The sequence below is a fragment of the Rhodococcus sp. WS1 genome, from assembly GCF_003797745.1.
GTDB classification, from domain to species: Bacteria; Actinomycetota; Actinomycetes; order Mycobacteriales; family Mycobacteriaceae; genus Rhodococcus_F; species Rhodococcus_F erythropolis.
Map to the genome: position 1 here is coordinate 1,898,429 of NZ_RKLZ01000002.1, position 20,598 is coordinate 1,919,026.

The following is a 20,598-nucleotide window of genomic DNA, read 5'->3' on the forward strand; positions in this document are numbered from 1 at the left end:
CGATTCGGCCGTCCGCTGGGAGATCATCGTCTGCGTAGCCGCGGGCTTCACCACCCTTCTCGATTCGGCGGTGCTCGGAATCGGGGTTCCGTCGATCCGGGCGTCGCTGGGCGCGTCGACCTCCGAGGTGCAGTGGATCCTTGCGAGCTATTCGCTGACTTTCGGCTTGGCCCTTGTGCCGGCGGGCCGACTCGGTGACGTCGTCGGGCGTCGACGCTTGTTCTTGGCGGGGCTGAGCATTTTCGCTGTGATGGGAATCCTCGGAGCATGTGCGTCGGATCCGTCGATGATCGTGTTGGCTCGTCTGGGGCAGGGGATCGGCGCAGGCACCATCAGTTCGCAGGTGCTCGGCATCATCACCGACCGGGTGTCCGGAAAGGCTCGGGCGAAGGCGTTAGGCGCTTACAGCACCGCGGGCGGTCTGGCCGGCGTTTCCGGACCGATCCTCGGTGGCGTTCTGCTGAAGTATTCCGACGCCGACTTCGGATGGCGGTTGCTTCTCGTTCTCAACGTGCCGTTTGCCGTGATCACTCTGATCTTGGCGTTTCGCTTTCTGCGCCGTGATCGAACTACCCGATCAGGCGCATCGATCGATCCGGTTGGGCTGTGTCTGCTGGCGACTACGACCGGGCTCCTGTTGTGGCCCATCGTGACCCGAACCAGTGTCACTGTGGCTGCGGCTTTCCTGATCGGTGCGTTCGGCGCTGCCGTTGCCTTCTGGTTCTGGGAACGTCGGTACGCCGAGCGCGGCGGGACGCCGGTACTGCTTCCGTCGTTGATCGCCTCACGGGGCTTCCGGTTGGGTACGACGGTTGCACTCTTCTGGTTCGGATCAATCCTCGCCGTCAACGCGGTGCTCAGCCTCTACCTGATCGAAGGTTTGGGCTTCGCCCCGCTGAGTGCGGCGTTGATCATGACCGGTAGCTCACTCGCGATGGCATTGACGTCGGCTTTCGGATGGCGGCTGGTTGCCAGGTTCGGCCGAAGTGCAGTGGTTTTTGCCATAGTCGGCGAGATCCTTGTCATCCTCGGGTACATCGCAGCGGTCAATCTGATTCCGCGGGAACATCTGATCCCGGTGCTGGTGGTCCTGGCGGTGTTGTCGGGAGTTGCCAGCGGTTTGGTCGACGCGCCCAATCGGGTGCTGACTCTCGAATATGCACCGCCGGGCGCGAACGGTGTTGCGGCGGGTTTCCTTCAACTGTCTCAGCGCCTGTCAGCGACCATCTCGCTGGCCGCGGTATCGGGGTTGTATCTCGGTGTACTCGGATCGTCGCCCGACGGATACGGACGTGCGTTCGGGATCGCGCTTGCCGTCTGCGTGGTCATGTTGACGCTCTCGTTGGCGGGGGCGGTGGCAGACCGACGCCGGCGAAGGACGTGACCTGGTATTTCGTGGGTCTCCATGGACCTCGGGAGGCCGAGCCCGTGTGACTCATGGGACTTGTGTTACCCATGGGTTAGGAGTCGTGGGACGATACTTGTGTGGTGACCGGTCGCAGTGAAGACAAGCCCAACGGTCGCGGGAGTGGAGAGCCAGTTAACTCACCCCGTGGATCGTCGGACAAACGTGACCGCACATCGACACCCTTCCGCGCTCGAACGGCGATGTGGACGAATCGGCCACTGTTCGATTTCCATATGATCGTCGGTCTGGTCGTGCTGATCGTGGCGTTCGGACTGCTGATGGTGCTGTCGTCTTCGGGCGTCGAATCCTATGTTCTGTCCGGGACGTCCTACGCCCGCTTCTGGCCGCAGTGCATGTTCGCAGCGATCGGTTTGGTGATGTTCGTGGCGGTCGTGCGGTTGCCGACCGAAACGATGCGTAGAGCCTCACCATGGCTACTGATCCTGTGTCTTGTTCTGCTTGTCCTGGTGCTGATTCCAGGTATCGGCTCGGAACAGATGGGTGCTCGCAGCTGGTTTGTGATCGCGGGTATTTCCTTCCAGCCGTCGGAGCTGGCCAAACTTGCTCTGGCGATCTGGTCCGCGGCGACGGTTGCGTCGTTCATGAACGCGCGGATGGATGTCAACCGTGCGCTGCCGGTGATCGGCGGTACGACGCTGCTGGTTCTGGTTCTGGTGGTGTTGGAGAAGGACCTCGGAACCACGATCACCATCGGCATCATCTTCATGTCGGTGCTGTGGTTCGGGCTGTTCCGGATGAAGACGTTCATCAGCCTCACGCTCGGTTCCGCAGTCGCATTTCTCGTGCTCGGGCTTACTGCTGGTTACCGCTCGGATCGCATCAAGGCTTTCCTCAATCCTGATCTCGACCCGCAAGGCTTGAACTTCCAGAGCACTCAGGCCAAGTACGCATTGGCGAACGGTGGCATCTTCGGTCGCGGTCTGGGGCAGTCCGACGCCAAATGGAGTTACCTCCCGCAGGCGCACAACGACTTCATTTTTGCCGTGATCGGTGAAGAGTTGGGTCTGGTCGGTGCGCTGATCGTCGTTGCTCTCTTCGCCGCGGTTCTGATCGTCGGACTGCGAATCGCGAAGCGGTCGACCGATCCGTTCCTCAAGGTCATGACGGCGACAGCAACGACGTTGATCGTCGTGCAGGCGTTCATCAACATCGCCTACGTCGTTGGCCTGATTCCGGTGACAGGTCTGCAACTACCGCTCATCTCGGCGGGCGGAACGTCGATGATCACCACCTTGCTGATGTTCGGGCTCATCGCGCACGCAGCCTTCCGTGAGCCCGAGGCTGTCGCCTCGGCCGAGAGCAGCGGTCGCGGTTGGATTCCGCTGGTCTTCGGCAAGCCTCGGTTCGGCATTGCCAAGAAGCCACAGACTGACCGACGTCGGCCGCCTGCTCGCCGCGCCCAGCCGGCCCCTACTGGTCAACGCCGACTGGAGCGACGGGCGCCGCAACCCGACAGGCGCCGGACTCAAGCGCCGGGCCGACGCGCACCGTCGCGCGACTGGTCGGAAGATCCGCGTAGACGCGGCCGATCCGATCGGCCGCGGCGCGCTTCCTGATCTCGGCCAGCCCTACTGGCGGCCAGCTCGGAAGCGGGCAGTCATGCACCCGACGATTGCGTTGGGCGGCTACATTGGGAGTCGGCAAAACGACGTCTAATTAGGGTTGTGGACATGGCAGGTGGCGACAAGGCAGACCAGTCGGTGGTCGAACGTAGCTCGGTGACCGGACGTCGTACGACGCCGTCGCAACGAGCGCGTTTTCGCCGGATTGTCGACGCCGCAATGGAATCCGCCTCCGAAGGCGGCTACGACGCGGTGCAGATGCGATCGGTCGCCGATCGCGCCGGCGTCGCGATCGGCACTGTTTACCGGTATTTCCCGTCCAAGAACCACATGCTCGTCGTCGCATTGTTGTGGATGTTCGAGGGTTTGCGTGACAGATTCCAGGACTTTGTAATCCCGGGCGAGACTCCGTCGGACCGGATTCTGTTTGTGCTGCGCAAGAATACGGAGGTCCTCGAGACCGATCACCTCCGTTACGAAGCGTTGGTTCGGGCGTACATGTTCGCGGACGCGTCGGCGACTCCGGAACTCAACGCGCTCGGTGGGGTCGTGACCGAGATGTTCGCGAAGGCGATCGGCGTCGAGGAAGTCTCGCAACAGCAGATGGATGCGGTGAAGGTCATCGACGACGTCTGGATGTCGAGTCTGGTCTCGTGGGTTGCCGGCCGGATGACGACGGACGAGGTGATGGCGCACCTCGAACTTGCCGTGCGACTGGTCTTTCGCAAGTTGGGTGGATAGCGCTCAGACGGTGTAGCCGCCGTCGACGTTGAGCTTTTGACCGCTGATGAATCCGGCCGCGTCGCTTGCGAGGAAACATACTGCTTCGGCGATGTCGGCAGCTGATCCGAAGCGCTTCAACGGAATTCGGCTCATCGTCACGTCGAGTGCGCTCTGGTCGAGTTCGGCGGAGTTGATCAGTCGCTCCGCCATTCCGTCCGTCAACATGCCTGGTCCTACCGCGTTGAACCGAACGCCGTAGCGTCCTTCCTCTGCGGCGAATCCGCGAACAAGTTGTTCGACAGCCCCTTTGGTGCCTGCGGAGAGTCCGTCGCGCACGGGAAAACGATCCGTTGCCGCGGTTGTCACCGCTACCACCGAACCCGAAGATGCACGCAGCGCAGGCAGGGCGGTGTGGACGAGTGTGAAGAATGCCGCGGCTTCCTGGTTCAGTTGTTCGGTGAAGAACGCCGGCGTCACGCGTGAGAGGTGCGTCATCGGGACGTGCGGTCCCGCAGCGTGGACGAGGGTCGTCAATGCGCCCAGATCACTGACCGCATCGCGGACGGCGGCGCTGATCGACAGCTCGTCGGTCAAGTCGAGAGAATACGAGTGGACGAGCACGCCATGCGCTCGAATCTGCTCGCTCAGTTGCTCGGCAGCGTCCTTGTTGTTTCGGTAGGTGAAGGCGACGTCGTGCCCGCGTTCGGCGAGAGTAAGGGCGATCGCCGACCCGATTCCACCGGTTCCGCCGCTGACAAAAGCGGTGCGTGCTGCGCTCACAATGCCTCCAGAGGTGTGCCGTTCATAACCTAGCAAATGCTTGGTTGGGTTCTGTCTGGGAATATATCAGTACGCGAAGGACAGGCTCAGATTGCTATCGCAACCGGACTGATCGTCCTAATCTGTTGCCATGTCCGGAGACAGTGTGCAGTTGACCGACGGGGCGCCCGGTGGGGAATCGGAACCTCACGCACCGAGTTTGAACAATCGCCTGAATTGGCTGCGTGCAGGTGTTCTGGGGGCAAACGACGGAATCGTCTCGACCGCAGGCCTCGTGGTCGGTGTTGCGGCAGCCACAACCGAGCGCTCCGCGATCTTCACGGCCGGTTTCGCTGGCCTGGTTGCCGGCGCTGTGTCCATGGCGTTGGGTGAGTACGTCTCGGTCAGCGCTCAGCGAGACACCGAACGCGCACTCCTGCAGAAGGAGAAGAAGGAACTCCTCGAGACACCGGAGGCGGAACTCCAGGAACTGACCGAGATCTACGAGAACAAGGGATTGAGTCCGGAGACGGCCCGCCGCGTCGCCGAAGAATTGACCGAGCACGATGCTTTTGCGGCACACGTCGAAGTCGAATTGGGTATCGACCCGGACGATCTCACCAATCCATGGCATGCGGCGATTTCGTCGGCAATCTCGTTCACGATCGGTGCGGCGATCCCGTTGGTCGCAATTCTGTTGCCGCCGACGGGTATCCGCGTCCCCATCGCCTTCTTTGCAGTGCTGATCGCACTTGCACTGACGGGGACGATCAGCGCGACGCTCGGCGGAGCCCGCAAGACCAGAGCGGTGCTGAGAGTGGTGATCGGCGGCGCGCTCGCGATGGCTGTGACGTACGGAGTAGGTCAGCTGGTGGGGACGGGCCTCGCCTGACCCCTGCTGTGCGCCTTTATTAACCGCGGGGGGTTAATAAAGGCGCACAGCAATTCAGGCGCGACAGATCATGACCGGCCCTGGCGCATGGTGCAGCAGATTCTGGCTGGTCGAGCCCATCACGGCGGCGGCCATCGCACTGCGGCCGTGGCTTCCGACAACTATCAACTGCGCATCGTCGGCGTACTTGAGCATGACGGGGGCGGCGGCGCCGGGTTCACTGATGCGGGTGACCGGCACGTCCGGGTACTGATCGGCCATGCCGGCCAGGTTCTCTGCCAGCAGTGCTGATTCCTCCTGCTCGACGGCCTCCCAGTCGATGAGGATTCCCGCTCCGCCTTCGCGGAAGGTGGACGAGCCCTGCCAGGTGTGGACCGCGATAAGCGGCGCGTCGAACTGATCGGCATAACGAAACGCGTACTCGACGGCCTTCTTGCTCAACGCACTTCCGTCGACTCCGACGATGACGGGACGTTGATCCGGACCGGGATTCTCCGCCGAACCACGCCAGACGGTGACCGGACAGGTTGCGTGATTTGCCACCTTCAGTGCGGTCGATCCGAGCAGCCGCGAGCGCAGTGCACCGGATCCGGTCGACCCCATCACGATCAGGCGTGCGGTACCCGAGGATTCGAGGATGTGCGTCGACGCCGGGCCCGGTGCGATCTCGGATTCGATGGTCAGTTCCGGGAATTCAGCTGAAATCACCGCGGCGGCGGCATCGATGATCGCTTCGCCGTCTTCGCGGATCTGGCTGAGGAACTGCGACTGCAACATCACTGCAGCGGGACTGTAGATCGGGCCCTCCTGCGGCAGGGCATGCGCCAGAATCAGTCGTGAGTTCACCGCGTTCGCGACCGAGGCTGCCCACCGGGCCGCCGCCGTCGAGGCCTCGGATCCGTCGATACCGGCGACGACGTCCTGGTGTCCTGCAAGTGTGTTCATGTCTACTCCTCTGAAATGATCGAGATCGGTCGACTGGTTGCAGCCTGGTCACCAGAGTGACGACGCTGATTTGACGGCTTCCTTCCACGTCTTGCGGAGCAGTGTTGATTGCCCGTCGGCGATTTCCAGTTCTCGTCGGTAGGCCATGCCCAATCCGAAACTGGTGAGCGAGGTGTGCTCCTGCTCCGCAGCAATTTCGAGCAGGTGATGTTGGGCTACAACGGAATCCTGATGCTCGCCGAGAACATCCTGGAAGTGGCTGAAATGCTTCAAGGCGCGCTTGGCCCGGCTCTTCGACACCGGTTCCATGACCTCGATCGCGTACTTCATCCGCTTGGCGCCCTTGCGTGCGCGGTGCATTCGCTCGTCACGCTCGGTGCGGGTATCGGCATCGAAGACGTGATCGACTCGCTTACCGACCTTGTGAGCTAGATGGCGCAGGGTATGCGCCAGCTCTCGTGCCGACGCCTTTTTTCCTACACGGTGGGCGGCAGTGTCGAATTCGAGGTCGCCGACGTACTCGTCGAGTCGATCGAGCAGTGTGGTGTAGCGCTCGGAATCGAGCGCTTCGAGGGCGGTTTCCTGCGCGGTTTCACCGCGGGCCGAGAAGTACTCGTCGATTCGAGCGCGCACTGCTTCTCGCTCGGGCATCTCGTCGATTTCACCGAGTCGTTCCACGAGACGCTCCCACTGGACCTCGACGTCGCGGGCGTCACCGAACTTTCCACCGATCCACCGAAGATCCGTGATGAGATCGTCGGTCTTGGGGGAGTGACCGGCGTACGACTGTAGAGCGCTGCGGATACGACGTGCTGCGACCCGGAAGTCGTGAACGGCTTCGTCGTCGGCGCGGCGCGTGCCGAGATCCGCGGCGACCAGTGCGCGCAGTTGTTCGATGAGGTAATTACGCAACAGAATTCGCGGATTCGACGCTTTGCCAGTGGTTACCTCGTGGCCGACGTATGGAGTGACCGAAGTGCCCAGTGCTCGTTTGAGTTTGGACGGACTCGCAGAACGCTCGAGCCCCGCGTCCAGTAGAACCGACTCGATTGCATCGGCCAGGGCCTGCCCGCCTGCGCCTTGTTCGACCTCGACTTCCTGCCACGTCGACTCACCGGAACCGTCTGCCTTGCAGGCGATGACGGTGTCGGAGACCACTTCGGCAAGCAGAACACCGTTTTCGCCGTTGAGTCTGGTGCGCTCCCGATCGGTGATGATCAGGGCGACCGGCACCAGATCGTGACCGCGGATGACCGCCCGGATCAGACTCGCCAGCGGCGAGGGCACATCGGTGCTCTCGTCCGGGGGAAGCTGGATTTCGGTTCTAGTGTCCTCGCCTGCGGGAAGTTTCATGTGCCACCCCGCGTCGTCGCCGCCCTCACGCTTGCGCAGCGTGATCTTCTCGGCGAGTAACCGGTAGTCGGCGGTGTCGAAGTAGGTGGCAGAGAGCTGTATCGAGTCGTGGACCGGTTCGCCGACGACACCGGGAAGTCCACCCAGCGCGGGAACTTCCTGCTCGGCCGGCGCCTCGTACTTGCGCTCGATCTCCCGTACGGCTTCGGGTACGACGGCGGTCTTGCTCATCTGGTCTCCTCTTGCGGTGCGGTCTGCGCTTCCATCCTCCCGGTATCGGAGGCGCAGTGGAAGGGTCCGGGGTCCCTACGGCGAGTCGCCACGGCCTGATTCGTCCGGCCAGGACAGTGTCCGCCGACTTTCGAACCGTTGCAGCCGGCCGGTCGTGGGATCCTCGAACTCGAGAACCTTCGACAGCAGGCGCAGCGGGTTCGAATAATCCTCTGCGGCAACGTCGTAGAAGTCGGGATAGAAGTTGTCGCCGTGGATCGGTAGCCCGAGCGAGGTCATGTGCAGGCGAAGTTGATGGGTCTTGCCGGTATGGGGAATCAACCGGTACCGCGCGAAGCCGTCTCGCGTCTCGATCAGTTCGATCCGCGACTCGCTGTTGGGTTCGCCCTCGATCTCCGCGGCCTTGAGCACGCCGCGTTCTTTCACGATGCGACTGCGCACGACCACGGGAGTGCTCACCTGCGCGTCGTAACGCGCGATGGCCTCGTATTCCTTGGTGACGCGGCGCTCGGCGAACATGGTCTGATAGCCGCGCCGGGCCGCCTGATGCACGGTGAACAGCAGCAGTCCTGCCGTGACGCGGTCGAGGCGATGCGCTGGACTCAACTCCGGCAGATCGAGATCCCGACGCAACCGCACCAAGGCCGATTCGGCGATGTACCGCCCGCGGGGCGTGCTCGCGAGAAAGTGCGGCTTGTCCACGACCAGGATGTTTTCGTCCCGGTAGAGGATGTCGATCTCGAACGGCACCCGCGCTTCGACCGGAGCGTCGCGGTACAGGTAGACGAAACGCCGGGGAGCGAAAGCGCTCGCCTCGGTGATCGCGACGCCCTTCTCGTCGACGACCTCCCCGGCTGCGACTTTCTCCCGTAGGCGGACGGCGTCCTGGGGAAACCGTTCGAGCAGATAGTCGAGCGTCGTCGCCCACATGCCGTCGTCTGGCTGACGGATGCGACTCGGGTTCAGGCCGTCGCGGACGGGAAGGGGAGATCGTGACACATCTTCAAAGCTAGCCGTCCGGGCGGCATCGAGACCTATTGACGACATATGGGACGGAAGTTACTATCCGGTAAGTTCGTGACGCCGGTCACTGTCGTGGGGGCAGGGCTGGGTCATCACAACAGAAAATTGGGGTTTTCGTGAGGACACGACTTCTACGTCGAAGGTCGACAACGATTGCGGTGGGGCTGTGCGTCGTGGGATTGACGGTGCCGAGCGCCGTCGCTTCCGCGGATCCGACGGGAGGGTCGGACGGACAGGCCTGGCTCGCGGCCACGGAGGCTGCGCCGCAGTATCCGGGCGTCTCCGTCGAGTGGGACGTACCCATCACGATGAGTGACGGCACGGTTCTGCAGGCAAATGTGTACCGACCGGCGGATGCGTCCGGGCGCGCTGTGGAATCGAAGGCGCCTTCGGTTCTCAACATAACTCCGTACACGAAACTGCTGGACACGTTGGTGGATTCAGCTCTGTCGATCCCGCAGGTGGGTGAGACGTTGATGGACGTGGCGAACTCGCTCGACCTCGCGGCGCCGTTCGACGGAGTCTCGGAGTTGACGGGCGTCATTGCCGGCGGAGGCGCCAGGGTTCTCGGCGTCAACCGTGATCTGGTCCAGAACGGATACACGCAGGTAGTGGTCGACGCTCGTGGAACCGGCTTCTCCCAAGGTAATTGGGACGTGCTCGGCAAGCGCGAGCAACAGGATTCGGTCGAAGTCATCGATTGGATGAGCAAGCAGGGGTGGTCCGACGGCAAGGTGGGGATGGCCGGAATCTCGTACTCCGCGATCAACTCCGTACAGGCCGCGAGTAACAATCCGCCTGCGTTGAAGGCAATCTTCCCGGTCGAACCAGGCAACGATCTGCTACGCGACATCGTCGGAACCGGTGGCGGACTCGGAGTCGGGTTCATGCCGTTGTGGCTGACCGCGGTCAACGGGCTCAAACTCATTCCGAACGTTCAGGACATCCTGCAAGGCAACTTCGATCCACTGTGGTTAGCGAGCCGCCTCGAGGATCCCGGTACCCTGATTCCTGAACTGGTACAAGCGATGACGGCCCAGAGAATCGAGGACGTGTCACCGTCGACTCTGCAAGTCGCACAGGACGGTCAGTTCTATCAGGACCGATCCGCTGACGTCGGCAACATCACTGTTCCGACGATGGTCTACGGCGGTTGGCACGACATCTTCGCCAACAGCGAGCCGCGGATCTACAACGGAATCGATCTGCCGGCCGGGCAGAAGCAGTTGATCATGGGCAACGGCTATCACGTCACTCCCGGTGGAGGATTCGGCAAGGACGGTGCGCCGCCTCGCCTCGACGCACTCGAACGCGCGTGGTTCGACAAGTGGCTCAAGGGCATCGACAACGGAATCGAGCGATACGGTCCGGTGACGATGTTCCAGCAAGGTGGCGGATGGATCACGGATGATCAGTTCCCGCGAGCGGGCGCGACGTACGAACGTATGTATCTGAACTCCGCGCCCAGCGGAACTGCCGCACACGCGGCCTACGACGGTTCACTGACCAGTGACCAGCCCAGTGCCGCAGCGCGATTGACAGTCGCACCCGGACTGCGAGGCTTCTGCTCCGGTGACGGAACTCAGGGCACTGCCGGGATCTCCGTGGTGCTCGGTGCGTCGTGTTCCAAGGATTCCCGATTCCAGGAAGCGGAGGGTCTGACGTTCACCGGTGAGGCAGTCACGGAGCCGACCTCACTCTCGGGCCCGATCAACGTCCACCTCGAGACAGTCCTGGACGCGACGGACGGATTCTGGGCAGCGACGGTCAACGACGTAGCGCCGGACGGAACATCGACACCGATCACGAACGGCGCTCTGACTGCGTCGCTCCGGGCGGTCGACGATTCCAAGAGCACTCGCTCGGCCAACGGTGACTACAGTGAACCGCACCACTATCTGACGATCGACACGCGTCAGCCGGTGGTTCCCGGTGAGGTCACCGCCGTCGACATCAACATGCTCCCGACGGACGCAGTGCTACAACCCGGTCACCGGCTCCGCGTCGACGTCTACGCTGCCAGCGTGCCGCGATACCTGGCGCTCGGGCCGATGCTTGCCGACAGCCAACTGAAGCCGCAGCACATCGAATTGGCTGCGGATAGGCCGAGCTTCGTCAACGTTCCGTTCGTCGGGGGTCGCTGACCCGGACTGGATCGGCGGCGTGAGAACCTGCGGGCTCGCGGACGTTCTGCGAAGATCGTCCGATGACAGAATCCCGACTCTCCGCCGCCGTCCACGATCGTCTGGACGGACTTCTGGATCCGGTGGACGAGCGGCTCGCGGCCCAGTACCCGGGAAACCGTGACGAGATCCAGCCCGTGCACACGATTTACGTCAGTGCCGCGGATGCAACCGTCGACACCCCTCGTCTCTGGGGTGAGCAGGCGATCGCGCTGCTCGATTCCCATGCGCATGTGTTCGCCGATCTCGACACGGAGAATGCGCTCGCAGCTGTGCGAGTTCAACTCGGCCGCAAGCCGGTCCAAGACTTTCGGATCGATTTCGAGGACGGGTACGGACGCCGCAGCGACGAAGAAGAAGACGCAGCAGCGACGTCGGCCGGGCGGACACTTGCAGCGTTGAGCGCTGATCCTGCCGGGCCGAACTGGGGCGGCATCAGGTTCAAAGGGCTGCCGGCCGGTGAGCGTCGACGCTCGATCAGGACGCTCGAGCTTGTGCTCGACGCGGCCGGCGGAGTGCCGGACGGATTTGTCTTCACCGTTCCCAAACTGCGCGCGGTGGAGCAGGTCACGGCGACGGTGGTGCTCTGCGAAGAACTGGAGAAGGCGCACGGACTCGAGACCGGGTCGCTTCGGTTCGAGCTGCAGATCGAGAGCCCGCAGGCGGTCATCGCTGCCGACGGAACTGTGGCAGTTGCTCAGGCCATCCATCGCGGTGCCGGCCGTCTGACCGGTTTGCATTACGGCACTTACGATTACAGTGCGGCTTGCGGAATTGCATCGCGTCATCAGTCGCTCGAACATCCGGTGGCAGACCACGCAAAGGCTCTCATGTTGGTTGCTGCCGCGCAGACCGGCGTCTGGGTGTGCGACGGGTCAACTCAGGTCGCGCCCGTCGGGAGCGCCACGGCGATCCGCGACGCGATCACTCGGCACCACCGCCTCGTCACGCGGTCCCTGGAACGCGGTTACTACCAGGGGTGGGACATGCACCCCGGGCATCTGGTCACCCGCTGGCTCGCCACGTTCGGCTTCTACCGCAATGCGCTCGGCGCCGCTGCCCCGCGCATCCAGTCGTACCTGGGGCGCCAAGGTGGCGACGTGATGGACGAACCTGCAACTGCCCAGGCGCTGGCAGCGGTGGTACTGCGTGGGCTCGACGCGGGGGCTTATCCAGAATCCGAAGTTCTCCGGCTCGCCCCGAGCGCGGACACCAACGCACTCCACCACCTCGTAGGACGCACCACACCGATCACAGGAGAACACTGACCGATGAGCACCACCGAATTCACCTTGCTGCCCGACCTGGCACTGCGCACCCTCGGCGGAGCCGTCATCTGGGCGAACGACGAGGCATTCGCCGAGCGCGAGGCCCTGATCCGACCAGGTAAAGCCGGATACCAGCCGGCGACGTTCGGACACAAGGGGCAGGTGTACGACGGTTGGGAGACGCGTCGTCGCCGTGTGGCAGGTCATGACGAGGCGATCGTGCGCCTCGGTGTTCCTGGAGTGGTGCGAGGCGTCGTGGTCGACACCGCGTGGTTCAAGGGCAATTACCCGCCCGAGATCTCGGTGGAAGCAATCTCCGTCGACGGGTATCCGGATCCCGTCGACCTGGCCGGATCCGGCGAGTGGACAACCATCGTCGAACGCTCGACCGTGCACGGTGACTCGGAGAATCCGTTCTCGGTGGTTTCGGAGGATCGATGGACGCACGTCAAGCTGACCATTTATCCGGACGGCGGCGTTGCGAGATTCCGTGTTCACGGTGAAGCACGGCCAGACCCGCGTTTCCTCGATGCCGGGCCGTTGGACCTCGCAGCACTCGAAAACGGTGGCCGCGTGACCGATTGCTCCAACATGTTCTACAGCTCACCGCAGAACATTCTGTTCCCCGGACGCGCTGCTTCGATGGGGGACGGGTGGGAGACCGCCAGGCGCCGCGACGACGGAAACGACTGGGTGCAAGTACAACTCGCGGGTGAAGGCGTGTTGAGTTTCGTCGAGATCGACACCTCGTACTTCCTCGGAAACAGTCCAGGTGAGGGCGCTCTGACCGGCCGAACTCCGGAAGGGGAGTGGTTCGAACTGTTGCCGCGTACGACGCTGCGTCCGGACACGCGCCATCGCTTTCCGATCGATTCCGAAGTTCCGGTCACCGATGTTCGTCTGGACATCTTCCCGGACGGTGGCCTGGCGCGGCTGAGAGTGTTCGGCGTACTCACCGACGCTGCTCGCGCTGTGAGCTCCGGGCGCTGACGGTAAAGTTGTTGCCATGAGCGACTATCCGCGCGACGACTATCCCCGGGACATGGTGGGGTACGGCCCTCATCCGCCGCATCCGCACTGGCCCGGCGACGCGCGGATAGCGGTTCAGTTCGTACTCAACTACGAAGAGGGAGCCGAGAACAACGTCCTCGACGGGGACGCGGCTTCGGAGACTTTTCTGTCGGAAATGACTCCGGCGGAGGCATTTCCGAATCGACACATGAGCATGGAATCGCTGTACGAGTACGGCTCCCGGGCCGGGTTGTGGCGTGTCCTGCGGACCTTCGAGCGGCGAAACCTGCCTCTCACGGTCTTTGCGGTGGCGCGGGCAATGCAGCGTAACCCGGAAGCAGTCAGTGCTTTTCAGGAGTTGGGTCACGAGATCGCGTGTCACGGATTACGTTGGAAGTCTTACCAATCCGTGGACATCGAGCGTGAACGCGCCGACATGGCCGAGGCAGTCCAGATTCTGCAAGATCTGACGGGTTCGGCGCCTCTCGGTTGGTATACCGGACGCGATTCACCGAACACTCGCGAATTGGTGGTCGAGCACGGCGGCTTCGTCTACGACTCCGATTCGTACGCCGACGATCTGCCGTACTGGGTAGACGTTCCGCGTGGCACAGAGTCGGTGAACCATCTCGTCGTTCCGTACACGCTCGATACCAACGACATGCGTTTCGCCTCTCCAGCAGGATTTCCCAGCGGCGATCAGTTCTTTGCGCACCTACGTGACGCCTTCGACGTGCTGTATGCGGAGGGAACGGCCGGATCACCGAAGATGCTCTCCGTCGGGTTGCACTGCCGCATAGTCGGCCGCCCTGCCCGAGCTGCCGCCCTCGAGCGTTTCCTGGACCATGTGCAGTCACACGAAAAGGTCTGGATCTCTCGGCGAATCGACATCGCCGAGCACTGGAAGACCATTCACCCCGCGTAATGCGGGGCTATTTGCGCGCCTCGATCAGAAATCGACTCGAGTACGCGACAAAAGATCCGTCGCGACGGATCTGCTGATCGAGTTCCCGGAGCCGGTCCAGATACTGCGCGACGGTGAATCCCGGAACCATCCAGATCACCTTGCGTAAGAAGTAGACAACGGCGCCGATATCGAAGAATTCCATGCGCAGTCGCTCGAAACGAAGGTCGACGACGGTGAGCCCGGCCGCAATCGCGTCGGCGCTTTCGTCCTCGTAGTGCCGTCCGCGACGAGCCTGCGGCTGAGGACCGAGGAAGAACTCGACGAGTTCGAACACGCTGGCGTGACCCACATGTTGAGCGAAGTACGTTCCTCCCGGTTCGAGTACCCGAGCGATCTCGGCCCACCACACCGTCGCAGGGTGTCGACTGGTCACCAGATCGAAAGCCGAATCGGCAAACGGTAGCGGTGGCTCGTCCGGATCCGCGACCACCACCACACCTCGGGGACGCAGAAGGGCGGTGGCCTTGGTTACGTTCGGTGGCCAGGATTTGGTTGCCGCCATCACCGGCGGGAGTGCCGGTGCAGCGGCGAGGACTTCGCCGCCGCCGGTCTGGATGTCCAGCGCAGCGCCGGCGCCACCGAGACGTTCACCCATCAACCTCTGATACCCCCACGACGGACGCTGCTCCGTGGCGCGCCCGTCGAGCCACGCGAAGTCCCACCCGTCGACGGAGGCGGATTCGGCTTCGGCGACAAGTTCCTCGAAACTTCGTGACGTCCTCTCAGGCGTTCCTTGCGACATCACATCATCATCGTCGCGGAGCGTCGACGGTGCCAGTTGTTTACGGCTACTTCGGGGTCGCACCGAGCATCGGTGCGAGTTGTGTGGCAATCGGGTTCAGGTTGAGCTTGTCCGGGTCCACCTTGGGCTTGCTGTCCCACGGTTGCGAGGTGTTCGGGTCGGCGAACGCGATGCGGTTGGCGCTCCGAACTCCCGTTTCGCTGCCCTGGGGTGCCTGGCAGTTGGCGGCAGTGTTCAACGGGAAGTTCTGCGTCGTGTCGTCGAAGTTCGGGTCCTTGCGCTTCATCTCGTCGAGGATCGCCATGGTCCCTTCGTAACCGACGGTGCACGAGAGCGGGTTGTTGGTCTCGAGTACCAAGCCCAGATGTACCGTGCCGTCTCCCGGTGCAACGGTGGGCGCCGCCCCGGCGAGGGCAGGCAGGAAGAGCAGGAAGGGCTGCAGCGAGGGCAGTGTCGGGGCGGCTGCCGCTGCAACGGCGGAGAGGTTGGAGAGGTTGGTCGTGAGCGCGGGGCCGGCTTCGGTGACGAGAGAGCCGACTTGTTCGCTGGCCGGTATGCCGTTGTCGATCACGCGTCGGATGTCGGGGTCGCTGGTGCGCAATTGCGCAGTCAGTGCGTCGAGGTCGGTGCTGAACTGCTTGATCGCCGACGATTGATCGGACTGGGTCGTGAGTACCGTCTGGCTGTCGCGGATCAGTCCGAGGGTCTGGGGAAGGGTGTCGAGGCCCGACTGGGAAATCCCCGACAGCGAGTCGGCAAGGACTTGCAGATCTTCGCCCTTGCCGTTGAATGCCGCGCCGAGTTCCTTCGCGACGGTGTGGAGTGCGTCGACCGGAACGGAGTGCACCAGACCGTTGGCGCTGGTCAAGACGTTCTCGATGGGGATCGGCGTGGTGGTGTCGCCCACGGCGATCACCGAGCCGTCTTCGAGGAACGGGCCCTGGTCGGTATCGGGCTGAAGGTCGACGTACTGCTCACCGATGGCTGAGCGATTGGCCACCACGGCTCGCGCGGATGCGGGAATCTGTGGAGCACTGCTGTCGATCAACAGGTCGACTTCGATTCCGTCGGACGTGAGCGACATGTCGCCGACGCGTCCGACGGGTACACCCCGATAGGTCACTTCGGCGTTGGTGAAGATGCCACCGGACGTCGCCAGTTCGGTTTTGACCGTGTATTGGCCGAATCCCAGAAGATTGTCCAGCCGTACGTATTTCGCTCCGACATAGATCAAACCCAGGAGCGCAACCACGACGAGTGCGACCAGCTGCCACTTGGCGAGCTTCGACATCACCATGTGGGGACGGCCCTGAACTGATGCGGTGTGTTCATGGTTCGACTCCCGAATGACTAGCCGGGTACGGCTGGTGTTGAGCGAATTGTGTTCACCCGCGAGCATTCTCGGGCGAACCGGAAACTTCCGGCAATTCGTTGTTGGCGATAACTATAAACAAGTCGTCACAGATAGAAAGTCGGCGCTGAGATTTCCGCAGGTCGTCGAAACGTAAGTGGCACAGCTCACTTCAAATGCGTCGATGTGACGTACGTAGCTTTGCGTCCGAATCGGGCTTGACTTCGCCAAACATATCCATAAAAGTAGATGCGTTCCGGTTGGCGAGGAGAAGGGGTGCGGTCCATGGATGCTTTGGCGATCTTCAAGGCGCTGTCCAACCCGACTCGTCTGCAGATCTTGGAGTGGCTCGCGCATCCGGCGAAGTATTTCGACGAGGACTCGTACACGCAACAGGATCTCGGGTTTCACATCGGAGTCTGTGTCGGTGACATTCAGGGGCGATCGGGACTTGCCCAGTCGGTGATCTCGGGGTACCTGCAGGGCATGAAAGATGTGGGTCTGCTCGAGTCCGAGCGCATCGGGAAGTGGACGTACTACCGACGAAACGAAACCGTGATCGGCGAGTTCAGGGAATTCGTTCGCGAAAAGCTGTAGCGGTCGGATTGCCCTCGTCGGCCGGTTTTGCTCAATCAAACATATCTATATATCTAGATATCTATCTGTCTTGTGTGGCGTAGTAGTAAGGAGTGTGTCGTGAAGTCGAAATTGTTGATACCGGTTCTGGCGTTGGGTGTATTCGGAATCATCACTACGGAGATGGGCATTATCGGGGTTCTGCCTCAGGTCAGCGAAAAGTTCGGTATCACCGCGTCCACTGCCGGATGGTTGGTCGGTGTGTTTGCGCTCGTCGTGGCGGTGACCGGTCCGTTCACGACGCTGATCACCTCGGGAATCAACAGGAAAACCGTTCTGTTGGTGGCGATTGCAGTCTTTGCGGTCTCCAACATGGTGTACGCGAGCACGTCGAGTTTCGAGGTGATGTTTGTATTTCGGATCATTCCCGCCGTGGTTCACCCGGTCTTCTTCGCGCTCGCACTCGCGAGTGCAGTTCGACTGGTGCCACCGGAGGAAGCAACTGCAGCTGTGACGAAAGTATTTGCGGGTGTCACAGTAGGATTCGCATTCGGTGTACCGCTGACGTCGTATCTGGCCGAGAACTTCTCGGTGTCCACGGCTTTCGTTTTCGGTGCCGTGGTCAATGTTCTCGCGTTTCTCGGGATTGTCGTACTTCTGCCCTCGGCTCCGGTGACACAACGCCTGTCGTACGGCGCACAGGTCGGGATCCTTCGCCGGCCGCGCGTGTGGTTGACCATCCTTTCCGTCACCTTCGTCTTCGCAGCCATGTTCTCGGTGTACGGATACTTCGCCGAATACCTCGGCGGAGTGACGGGCATGAGCGGATCGTGGATCAGCGCGATGCTCTTGGCTTTCGGTGTCGTGATGATCTTCGGCAACTTCGTCTTCGGGGCGGTGCTCGCCAAGAGTGTGGTGCGCACGGTTGTGGCTTTTCCCTTGATGTACATCGTCGTCTACGTGATGCTCTATCTGGCAGGCCCGTACTTCGGTGCGATGGTTGTAGCCGTGTTGGTTTGGGGTGTAGTGCATTCCGGTGGTCTGGTGGTTTCGCAGAGTTGGATGGGGCGAGACGCAGTCGACGCGCCTGAATTCGGCAACAGCCTTTTCATCTCGTTCTCCAACTTGGGGATCACGCTCGGAACTGCGGTCGGTGGACTGTTTCTCGCGCATTTCGAAACCCGCCAATTAGTCTGGGCCGGAGTATTGTTCTCGGTCCTGGCACTGGTGACGATCGGTGCTCGACTCTCGCTCGGGCACGTTCACAGCGAGAACGGTGTCAGTGTGCCGGTGTAGATTTTGGGCAGTGGCCGTGTGAACTCGCCGCGCGCACTGGTCGACAGTCCGAGGGTGACCAACGATTGAACCATCGTGACCCCAGCGGCAACGCCGTCGACTACCGGGACACCGAGTTCGTCGGACAAGTCCTGGCACAGGTCCGCCATGCCGGCGCAACCCAGCACGAGGACGTCCGAGTCGTCTTGCTCCAATGCGTCGAAACAGGCTTCCAAGATCACCTTTCGCGCGTCGGGATCACGATCGAGTTCCAGAACCGGAATCTCGCAGGAGTGGATACCCCGGCACCGAGCCTGCATGCCGTACCGGTCCACCAGATCGGCTGCGCGGCCGCGGGTTCGACCGAGGGTGGTCACGATGCTGAATCCGCGTCCCAGGAAACTTGCGTAATTCATTGCCGCTTCGGCGACAGCTACGACGGGGCCCTTGGCCAGCTCTCTGGCTGCATCTAGGCCTGGGTCACCGAAGCAAGCAATGACGTAGCCGTCGACTTCGTTCTTTTCTCCGGCGGCGATCTCGGCCAGGATTCCGGGGATGCTGAGAGCTTCGTCGTAGTGGCTTTCGATCGACGCGGGACCCATCGCAGGGCTGACGGCCTCGACGAATGTGCCCGAGCCCGCGACGGCCCGGGCACATTCCTCGATCTTGGCGGTCATCGCCCACGTGGTGTTGGGGTTGATCACCTTGATTCTCATGACGATCAGTCGACCGTCACAGTGTCGGGAGAAGAAGCATTCCGGACAGCCAGGGAAGTGCGCGTGGCGAGTAGGTAGTAGACGGCAAATCCGAGCCCGCAACCGATGAACCAGCTGTACTGCGCTGCGGTGTACATCCCGGTGAGGTCCTTGCCCAGGACCGGGACCATTGCGACGACGGCTCCCACCACGGTGGCGATCACTGCAGCAGGATTGTATCCCTTGCTGTACCAGTAGGTTCCGGTCGGCGACATGCTGAACAGTTCGTCGACGATCACCTTCTGCTTGCGCACGAGGTAGTAGTCGGCAATCAGGATTCCGAACAGCGGACCGATGAAGGCTCCGAGGGTTTCGAGCGTGTAGTGGATGACGTCGGGATTGTTGTAGAGGTTCCACGGGGTGATGAGGATCGAGCCGATCGCCGCGATCATCCCGCCGGCGCGCCAGCTGATCTTCTGCGGGCTCACGTTGGAGAAGTCGAAGGCCGGGGAAATGAAGTTGGCCACGATGTTGATGCCGATCGTGGCAATAATGAAGGTGAGTGCGCCGAGGACGATGGCGAAGGTGCTGTCGATTCGTGCCACTGTTGCGACGGGATCGGTGATCAGTTCGCCGTACACCGGCAGTGTCAACGACGCCGTGACGACGACCAACACCGAGAATACGAGGAAGTTCAACGGCAAACCGAGGAAGTTGCCCTTCTTGACTGCAGTGAACGACTTCCCGTAGCGGGAGAAGTCACCGAAGTTGAGCATCGGTCCGGAGAAGTACGAGACAACCAGAGCGATCGCACCGAGCATGACCGGCACGGCGTCGAAACCGGAGTACTTGACGTCGCCGAGTGTGAGATCGACAGCGCTCCAGCCTGCCTGGTAGATGAGGTACCCGCACAGCATGAACATCACGACATATACAGCCGGCCCGCAGAAGTCGATGAAGCGGCGGATCGATTCCATGCCTCGCCAGAAGACACAGGCCTGAAGTACCCACAGGAGCATGAAACTTCCCCAGCCCAGTGCGGAGAGTCCGGCGAATCCGTAATCTTCGACGACGGCATACGGTGCGAGTGACGGAAAGAGTTTGATCAGTACGACATCGAGGGCTGCCGAAGCGAGGAAGGTTTGAATCCCGTACCAGGCCACGGCAATCAGGCCACGAATGATTGCCGGGATGTTCGCGCCGAGGACGCCGAACACGCTGCGGCAGATCACCGGATACGGTACGCCGGTAACTTGGCTGGGCTTGGCGACGAGATTGCAGAAGAAGTAAACGATCGTGATACCGACCAGCAGGGCGACGAGTACTTGCCAGCTGGCCAATCCCAGTGCGAAAAGACTACCGGCAGTGACATATCCGCCGACGCTGTGTACGTCGGACATCCAGAAGGCGAAGATGTTGTACGACGACCAGGTCTGCTTGCGAAGCGGCGCCAGATCCTCGTTGGTCAAGCGAGGGTCGTAGCCCGGTTTGATCAGTCCGCCGCCGACCGGGTGGCCCGCGGCTTCGATGAGGTCGGCCGAGCCGGTTTCCTTTGGGGGAGTTGGGGTAGTGGTCGTTCGGGACGGAAGAATGTCGGTCATGACAGCTCCTGT

Annotated in this window: 18 protein-coding genes; 10 read left to right on the forward strand and 8 right to left on the reverse strand. The window is 62.0% G+C overall.

The genetic code is table 11. The features are described from left to right. Positions 1-22 precede the first annotated feature (22 nt). From EEB12_RS21650 to EEB12_RS21660, 3 genes are all read left to right on the forward strand, one after another. Positions 23-1,384 (forward strand): MFS transporter, encoded by a 1,362-nt coding sequence (locus EEB12_RS21650; RefSeq protein ID WP_164840885.1) that lies wholly within the window; start codon positions 23-25, stop codon positions 1,382-1,384. A 224-nt stretch (positions 1,385-1,608) separates the two neighbouring features. After that, positions 1,609-2,985: a putative lipid II flippase FtsW gene (gene ftsW / locus EEB12_RS21655; protein WP_141488716.1), complete on the forward strand. Its 1,377-nt coding sequence runs from the start codon at positions 1,609-1,611 to the stop codon at positions 2,983-2,985. Between the two features lie 114 nt (positions 2,986-3,099). After that, positions 3,100-3,732, forward strand: a complete 633-nt coding sequence (locus EEB12_RS21660) for a TetR family transcriptional regulator (RefSeq protein ID WP_019745059.1) — start codon at positions 3,100-3,102, stop codon at positions 3,730-3,732. Between the two features lie 3 nt (positions 3,733-3,735). On the opposite strand, the gene EEB12_RS21665 is transcribed toward EEB12_RS21660, so the two are convergent. Then, positions 3,736-4,494 carry an SDR family NAD(P)-dependent oxidoreductase gene (locus tag EEB12_RS21665; protein ID WP_021332128.1) on the reverse strand — a complete coding sequence of 253 codons (759 nt, stop codon included), beginning with the start codon at positions 4,492-4,494 and terminating at the stop codon, positions 3,736-3,738. Positions 4,495-4,624: 130 nt separating this feature from the next. On the opposite strand from EEB12_RS21665, the gene EEB12_RS21670 reads away from it, so the two are divergent. Then, the gene (locus EEB12_RS21670; protein WP_019745057.1) at positions 4,625-5,365 is read left to right on the forward strand and encodes a VIT family protein; all 741 of its coding nucleotides are present in this window, start codon (positions 4,625-4,627) and stop codon (positions 5,363-5,365) included. A 54-nt stretch (positions 5,366-5,419) separates the two neighbouring features. Here the strand turns inward: EEB12_RS21670 and EEB12_RS21675 are convergent, their stop codons facing one another. The 3 genes from EEB12_RS21675 to EEB12_RS21685 form a co-directional block, all read right to left on the reverse strand. Beyond that, positions 5,420-6,310 (reverse strand): universal stress protein, encoded by an 891-nt coding sequence (locus EEB12_RS21675; RefSeq protein ID WP_019745056.1) that lies wholly within the window; start codon positions 6,308-6,310, stop codon positions 5,420-5,422. A 48-nt stretch (positions 6,311-6,358) separates the two neighbouring features. Continuing rightward, positions 6,359-7,894: a CYTH and CHAD domain-containing protein gene (locus EEB12_RS21680; RefSeq protein ID WP_019745055.1), complete on the reverse strand. Its 1,536-nt coding sequence runs from the start codon at positions 7,892-7,894 to the stop codon at positions 6,359-6,361. 75 nt (positions 7,895-7,969) lie between these two features. Continuing rightward, on the reverse strand, positions 7,970-8,893 hold the full coding sequence (locus EEB12_RS21685; protein WP_141488483.1) for a pseudouridine synthase: 924 nt from the start codon (positions 8,891-8,893) through the stop codon (positions 7,970-7,972). 140 nt (positions 8,894-9,033) lie between these two features. Between EEB12_RS21685 and EEB12_RS21690 the strand changes: the two genes are divergently transcribed. The 4 genes from EEB12_RS21690 to puuE all read left to right on the forward strand — a co-directional run bounded on the left by EEB12_RS21690 (position 9,034) and on the right by puuE (position 14,304). Beyond that, entirely contained in the window at positions 9,034-11,061 is a 2,028-nt protein-coding gene (locus tag EEB12_RS21690; protein WP_070385741.1) for a CocE/NonD family hydrolase, read from the forward strand. A 62-nt stretch (positions 11,062-11,123) separates the two neighbouring features. Next, a complete protein-coding gene (locus EEB12_RS21695; RefSeq protein ID WP_070385740.1) occupies positions 11,124-12,368 on the forward strand; it encodes a DUF6986 family protein in 1,245 nt (414 codons plus the stop codon). Between the two features lie 3 nt (positions 12,369-12,371). After that, a complete protein-coding gene (gene alc / locus EEB12_RS21700; protein WP_141488484.1) occupies positions 12,372-13,358 on the forward strand; it encodes an allantoicase in 987 nt (328 codons plus the stop codon). Positions 13,359-13,374: 16 nt separating this feature from the next. Beyond that, positions 13,375-14,304 carry an allantoinase PuuE gene (gene puuE, locus EEB12_RS21705; protein ID WP_141488485.1) on the forward strand — a complete coding sequence of 310 codons (930 nt, stop codon included), beginning with the start codon at positions 13,375-13,377 and terminating at the stop codon, positions 14,302-14,304. 7 nt (positions 14,305-14,311) lie between these two features. On the opposite strand, the gene EEB12_RS21710 is transcribed toward puuE, so the two are convergent. Both EEB12_RS21710 and EEB12_RS21715 read right to left on the reverse strand, forming a co-directional pair. Beyond that, the gene (locus tag EEB12_RS21710) at positions 14,312-15,088 is read right to left on the reverse strand and encodes a class I SAM-dependent methyltransferase (protein WP_141488486.1); all 777 of its coding nucleotides are present in this window, start codon (positions 15,086-15,088) and stop codon (positions 14,312-14,314) included. A 46-nt stretch (positions 15,089-15,134) separates the two neighbouring features. Then, complete coding sequence (locus EEB12_RS21715; RefSeq protein WP_020908890.1) at positions 15,135-16,385, reverse strand: MCE family protein; 1,251 nt, start codon at positions 16,383-16,385, stop codon at positions 15,135-15,137. A 339-nt stretch (positions 16,386-16,724) separates the two neighbouring features. On the opposite strand from EEB12_RS21715, the gene EEB12_RS21720 reads away from it, so the two are divergent. Then, positions 16,725-17,036 (forward strand): ArsR/SmtB family transcription factor, encoded by a 312-nt coding sequence (locus EEB12_RS21720; protein WP_021345375.1) that lies wholly within the window; start codon positions 16,725-16,727, stop codon positions 17,034-17,036. Positions 17,037-17,135: 99 nt separating this feature from the next. Beyond that, positions 17,136-18,311, forward strand: a complete 1,176-nt coding sequence (locus EEB12_RS21725) for an MFS transporter (protein ID WP_070385611.1) — start codon at positions 17,136-17,138, stop codon at positions 18,309-18,311. Here EEB12_RS21725 and EEB12_RS21730 read toward each other — a convergent pair. Further along, positions 18,278-19,006 (reverse strand): aspartate/glutamate racemase family protein, encoded by a 729-nt coding sequence (locus EEB12_RS21730; protein ID WP_019745045.1) that lies wholly within the window; start codon positions 19,004-19,006, stop codon positions 18,278-18,280. The two genes, EEB12_RS21725 and EEB12_RS21730, sit on opposite strands and share 34 nt — an antisense overlap. Positions 19,007-19,011: 5 nt before the next feature. Beyond that, positions 19,012-20,586: an NCS1 family nucleobase:cation symporter-1 gene (locus EEB12_RS21735; RefSeq protein WP_070385610.1), complete on the reverse strand. Its 1,575-nt coding sequence runs from the start codon at positions 20,584-20,586 to the stop codon at positions 19,012-19,014. Between the last annotated feature and the right edge of the window lie 12 nt (positions 20,587-20,598).